This window comes from Schumannella sp. 10F1B-5-1 (assembly GCF_006517535.1).
GTDB lineage: Bacteria > Actinomycetota > Actinomycetes > Actinomycetales > Microbacteriaceae > Schumannella.
In genome coordinates this window covers 1-5,806 of sequence record NZ_VHQH01000323.1, presented here as the reverse complement: position 1 = coordinate 5,806, position 5,806 = coordinate 1, and the positions used below count along the sequence as shown (strand labels likewise).

General features: G+C 70.9%; 3 protein-coding genes. 2 read left to right on the top strand and 1 reads right to left on the bottom strand.

From position 1 onward, the window contains the following. The first annotated feature begins 504 nt into the window (after positions 1-504). Positions 505-2,592 carry an alpha-1,4-glucan--maltose-1-phosphate maltosyltransferase gene (locus FJ658_RS15900; protein ID WP_370454827.1) on the top strand — a complete coding sequence of 696 codons (2,088 nt, stop codon included), beginning with the start codon at positions 505-507 and terminating at the stop codon, positions 2,590-2,592. Then, on the top strand, positions 2,592-4,775 hold the full coding sequence (gene glgB / locus FJ658_RS15895) for a 1,4-alpha-glucan branching protein GlgB (RefSeq protein WP_141146276.1): 2,184 nt from the start codon (positions 2,592-2,594) through the stop codon (positions 4,773-4,775). The genes FJ658_RS15900 and glgB overlap by 1 nt, the downstream gene beginning before the upstream one ends. 110 nt (positions 4,776-4,885) lie before the next feature. Here the strand turns inward: glgB and FJ658_RS15890 are convergent. Continuing rightward, the coding region (locus FJ658_RS15890) for a co-chaperone YbbN (RefSeq protein ID WP_141146275.1) at positions 4,886-5,806 on the bottom strand (921 nt) is incomplete at its 5' end.

Below are 5,806 nucleotides of genomic sequence, written 5' to 3'. Positions count from 1 at the left end.
TTCGGGTTCCTTCCGTGGCGGATTCGGGCCGCCGACGAGCACGCGGGCACGGCGCAGCAGCGACGGTTCGGGCCGTCGCCGCGGTCGGGCTCCCGTGAGATTCGGGTTGAGAGATTCGGGTCTTCGTCGGCAGTGCGTCGTCCGGTCCCCCCGGTGCGGCGCGCGGATCATTGCCTCCGTGAAACAAACTGTAGGCAGTCCCCCCTAATGCGGACAACCTGGCGACTGCCCCCAGTAGAGGGGTGCGTCTGCCTCGACGGGGCACGAAGCGTCTCAACGGGTTCTGATCTGGGATTCTGACGTTATTGACGGATTCTCGCACTGATTCCGAAGGTCAAACGGGGTACAACTCATCCGGCGACATCCGGGCAGACCCGCAGATCGGGGTACGAACGCCTGTACCCCGCGCGTACCCCGAGGGGCACCGAAAGTCCCCGACGGCCGCGCCTGGCTGTGCTCTGAGTCCCCCGCGACAGGGGCCAGGGTGCGCGCTACGGTCGGGATGTGGCGACCACCCCGAGCAAGAAGCGCCCCTCGACCGCGACGCCGAGCCCCGCTCCGGCGCCCGAGCCGACGACGGCGGTGACCCCCGTGCCCCCCGTGACCCCACCCGATCCGCGGCCCGCGCGCATCGGCCGCATCCCGATCCGCGACCTCTCCCCGGCCCAGCCCGAGGGCCGCTGGGACGCCAAGGCCTTCGCCGGCGAGGTCGTCCCCTTCGCCGCGACCGTCTTCCGCGAGGGCCACGGCCTGCTCGGCGTCGAGCTGGTGCTGACCGCCCCCGACGGCGCCGAGACCGTGCGCCGCATGGCGGCGGGAGCGAAGGGCAGCGACCGCTGGCACGCCGAGGCCCAGCTCGACCAGCTCGGCGACTGGACCTGGCGCGTGCGCGCGTACAGCGACGACTGGGCGAGCTGGCTGCACAACGCCGAGATCAAGGTCGCCGCCGAGCAGGACGTCGATCTGGTGTTCGCGATGGCCGCCGAGCTGCTCGACGGCCGCAAGGGCAAGGTGTTCAAGGATGCGCGCACCGCCTTCCTCGACACCTCCTCCCCCAGCGAGGCGCGCCTCAAGGTCGCGCACGACCCGCGGCTGACCCGGGCACTGGACGAGCATCCCGTCGCCTCGCTCACGACCGAGAGCGCGACGCTGACGCTGCGCGTCGAGCGCGAGCGCGCCGGTGTCGGCGGCTGGTACGAGTTCTTCCCCCGCTCGGAGGGGGCGAAGCAGCGCAAGGACGGCTCGTGGCAGAGCGGCACCTTCCGCACCGCCGCACGCCGCCTGCCCGCCGTCGCGGCGATGGGCTTCGACGTCGTCTACCTGCCGCCCATCCACCCGATCGGCCGCACCTTCCGCAAGGGCCCCAACAACTCGACCGTCGCCGGGCCGAACGACCCCGGCAGCCCCTGGGCGATCGGCGCCCCCGAGGGCGGGCACGACGCCGTGCACCCCGACCTCGGCACGCTCGCCGACTTCCGCTGGTTCCTCGGGCAGGCGAAGAAGAACGGTCTCGAGATCGCGATCGACTTCGCCCTGCAGGCCTCGCCCGACCACCCCTGGGTGGCCGAGCATCCCGAGTGGTTCACGACCCGGCCCGACGGCACGATCGCCTACGCCGAGAACCCGCCGAAGAAGTACCAGGACATCTACCCGATCAACTTCGACAACGATCCCGAGGGCATCCGCCTCGAGTCGCTGCGGCTGATCGAGCACTGGATCGCCCAGGGCGTGAAGATCTTCCGCGTCGACAACCCGCACACCAAGCCCCTCGACTTCTGGGAGTGGCTGCTGGGCGTGATCTACGACCGGCATCCCGACGTCGTGTTCCTCGCCGAGGCGTTCACGCGCCCCGCGATGATGCGCTCGCTCGCCGGCGCCGGGTTCCAGCAGAGCTACAGCTACTTCACCTGGCGCAACACGAAGGAGGAGCTCGAGGAGTTCCTCACCTCGGTCGCGACCGAGACGGGGGCGTGGATGCGGCCCAACCTCTTCGTGAACACCCCCGACATCCTCACCGAGTACCTGCAGTTCGGCGGGCCGGCGGCCTATAAGGTGCGCGCCGCCCTCGCCGCGACCGGCGGTCCGCTGTGGGGCGTCTACTCGGGCTACGAGCTGTTCGAGGATGTCGCGCGGCCCGGCAGCGAAGAGAACATCGACAACGAGAAGTACGAGTACAAGCCGCGCGACTGGGCCGCCGCCGAGCGCGAGCACCGCTCGCTCGCGCCGTACCTGACGATGCTCAACACCGCCCGCCGCGAGCATCCCGCGCTGCGGCAGCTGCGCAATCTGCGCACGCACTGGTCGAGCGACGACGCCTTGCTGGTCTTCAGCAAGACGATCGAGGCGGAGTTCGTGCGCTCGGGGCGTCGCGACGGCGTGATCGTCGTCGCCAACGTCGACCCGCACTCGGTGCGCGAGGGCATGGTCTATCTCGACCTGGCCGCCCTCGGCCTCGACGAGGATGCCGAGTTCGGCGTGCGCGACCTCGTCACCGGCCAGCGCTGGACCTGGAGCACCGAGAACTACGTGCGACTGGATGCGTTCACCGAGCCGGTGCACATCCTCGCGATCGAGTACCCGAGGGGGATCTGATGACGAGCACCACACCCGGCGCCGCCCTGCCCGAGCTGCACCCCGACCACATCCTGTCGCTCGTCGAGGGACGCCACCCGCACCCGCACGACGCGCTCGGGGCGCACCCGGTCGAGGGCGGCTGGGTGATCCGCGCGATCCGTCCGCTGGCGCAGGCCGTGACGGCCGTGCGCGCCGACGGCACCGAGGTCGCGCTGAACCACGTGCAGGACGGCCTGTGGCACGGCTTCGCACCCGGCGAGGGGCAGGCCTACGAGCTGCGCGCCGACTACTCCGACGCGCCGTCGCACACGAGCGGCGACCCGTACCGCTTCGTGCCCAGCGTCGGCGAGATCGACGTCTACCTCTTCGGCGAGGGCCGCAGCGAGCAGCTCTGGCACTGGCTCGGCGCGCACCACCGCCCGCACGAGGACGTCGACGGCGTCGCGTTCTCGGTCTGGGCGCCGCACGCTCAAGCCGCGCGCGTCGTGGGCGACTTCAACGGCTGGGTCGGCGCGCGTCACGCGATGCGCCGCCTCAGCGACCAGGGCGTCTGGGAGATCTTCGTGCCCGGCCTCGGCGCCGGCGACAACTACAAGTTCGAGATCCTCACGCCCGAGGGTCACTGGGTCACCCGCGCCGACCCGATGGCGCGCTACACCGAGGTGCCGCCGTCGACCGCGTCGAAGATCGGCGACACGATCTACGCCTGGACCGATGACGAGTGGATGCGCGCCCGCGCCGCCACCGACCCGCACCAGGGCCCGATGAGCATCTACGAGGTGCACCTGGGCTCCTGGCGGCCCGGACTCAGCTACCGCGACGCGGCCGAGCAGCTCGTCGACTACGTGCGCGAGACCGGCTTCACGCACGTGGAGTTCCTGCCGCTCAGCGAGCATCCGTTCGGCGGCTCGTGGGGCTATCAGGTCACCGGCTACTACGCGCCGACGGCCCGTTTCGGGCATCCCGACGACCTGAAGTTCCTGATCGACACGCTGCACCGCGCCGGCATCGGCGTGATCATGGACTGGGTGCCCGGCCACTTCCCCAAGGACGAGTGGGCGCTCGCGAAGTTCGACGGGCAGGCGCTCTACGAGCACTCCGACCCGCGGCTCGGCGAGCACATGGACTGGGGCACGCTGATCTTCAACTACGGCGACTCGCAGGTGCGCAACTTCCTGGTCGCCAACGCTCTCTACTGGCTCGAGGAGTTCCACGTCGACGGCCTGCGCGTGGATGCCGTGGCGAGCATGATCTACCTCGACTACTCGCGCGACGAGGACCAGTGGGTGCCCAACCGCCACGGCGGGCGCGAGAACCTGGAGGCGATCAGCTTCCTGCAGGAGGTCAACGCGACCGCCTACAAGCGCAACCCCGGCATCGTCATGATCGCCGAGGAGTCGACCTCGTTCCCCGGCGTCACCCGCCCGAGCGATCAGGGCGGCCTCGGCTTCGGCCTGAAGTGGAACATGGGGTGGATGCACGACACGCTGTCGTACATCGGCGAGGACCCGATGTGGCGCTCGCACCACCACAACGAGATCACCTTCAGCTTCGTCTACGCCTTCAGCGAGAACTTCCTGCTGCCGATCAGCCACGACGAGGTCGTGCACGGCAAGGGCTCGCTGCTGGGCAAGATGCCCGGCGACCAGTGGCAGAAGCTCGCCAACGTGCGGGCCTACCTCGCGTTCATGTGGTCGCATCCCGGCAAGCAGCTGCTCTTCATGGGCTCGGAGTTCGGCCAGCCGAGCGAGTGGAGCGAGCAGCGCGGGCTCGACTGGTGGATCCTCGATCAGCCCGTGCACCAGGGCCTGCACCGCCTCGTGGGAGCCCTCAACCGGGTCTACGCCGCGACGCCCGCGCTGTGGGAGCAGGACAACTCCTCCGACGGGCTCGAGTGGATCACGTCGTCGAGCGAGAGCAACGTGCTCGGCTTCCTGAGGGTCGCGCGCGACGGCACGAAGCTCGCCTGCCTGGTGAACTTCGGCGGCAACCCCGTCGACGGCTATCGGGTCGGGCTGCCCGAGGCGGGCCGCTGGGTCGAGGTGCTCAACACCGACGCGGCCGAGTTCGGTGGCTCGGGCGTGGGCAACTTCGGCGCCGTGACGGCCGTCGCCGAGCCGTGGGACGACAAACCCGCCTCGGCGACGCTCACGATCCCGCCGCTCGCGGGCCTGTGGCTGCGCCACGAGCCGGAGGCGTAGCCCGGGGCCGGCACGTTCTATCCGTGCGAAATGGTCGCTCTGAGCGGATCAGAGCGACCATTTCGCACGAATCGACGGGTGACGCGGCCCGTCGCGCGGCTCGGGAGAGCTCAGTAGAGCAGCGAGGTCAGCCGCGCGCGGGCGCGGGCGACGCGCGGGTCGTCGGCTCCGGCGATCTCGAAGTACTCGAGCAGTCGAGCGCGGATGCGGTCGCGGCCGGCCTGGTCCTGGTCGAGGAAGAGGTCGAGCAACCGGTCGGCGGCGTCGTCGACGTGCCCGCCGCTGACATCGAGGTCGGCGACGCCGAGCTGCGCGTCGAGGTCGGCCGGGCTCTCGGCCGCGGCGGAACGCAGCTGCTGCGCATCCGCCCCCTGGAGTCGCTGCAGCAGCGAGACCTGAGCGAGGCCGGCCACGGCGAGCGCGTCGCGCGGGTTCTGGGCGATGGCCTTCTCGTAGGCGGCGATCGCGCGCACGTAGTCGCCCTCGCCGATCGCGTCGTAGGCCTCCTGGTGCAGCGGGGGCAGCGGCTCCTCGACCGGCTCGGCGGGCTCGTCGCCCTCCGCGCCGTCCTCGGCGGGCAGCGTGCCGGTCACGCCGGCCTGCGCCGCCGCCTGCAGCACCTGCTCGAGCACCTGGCGCGCATCCTCGTCGCTGACGCCGCCGACGTAGAGGCCGAGCGGGCGGCCCGCGACGATCGCGCCGACGGTGGGCACCTGCTGCGCCTGGAATGCCTGGGCGATCCCGGGGTTGCGGTTGCCGTCGACGACGGCGAGCGCGAGGCGGCCGCCGTAGCTGCGCACGACCGCGGGCAGCGCAGGCTCGAGCCCGGCCGCGACGATCTCGATGATCACCGGCACGGTGTTCGAGAGCTGCACGACCCGCTCGAGGTCGTTGTCGCCGATCTCGAAGACGATCCCGGATGCGCCGGGCGCGGTTCCCGCATCCCCCGCGCCGCCATCGGCCGGAGCCGACGCGCGGTTCACGAGCGAGCTGAGGTCGACGGCTCCACGCAGGTTGGCTCCGGCGAGTCG

What these genes read in the sequence shown, in the direction of transcription:
- glgB (WP_141146276.1), top strand. Translation starts at nt 2,592, where the DNA reads ATGACGAGCACCACACCCGGCGCCGCCCTGCCCGAGCTGCACCCCGAC.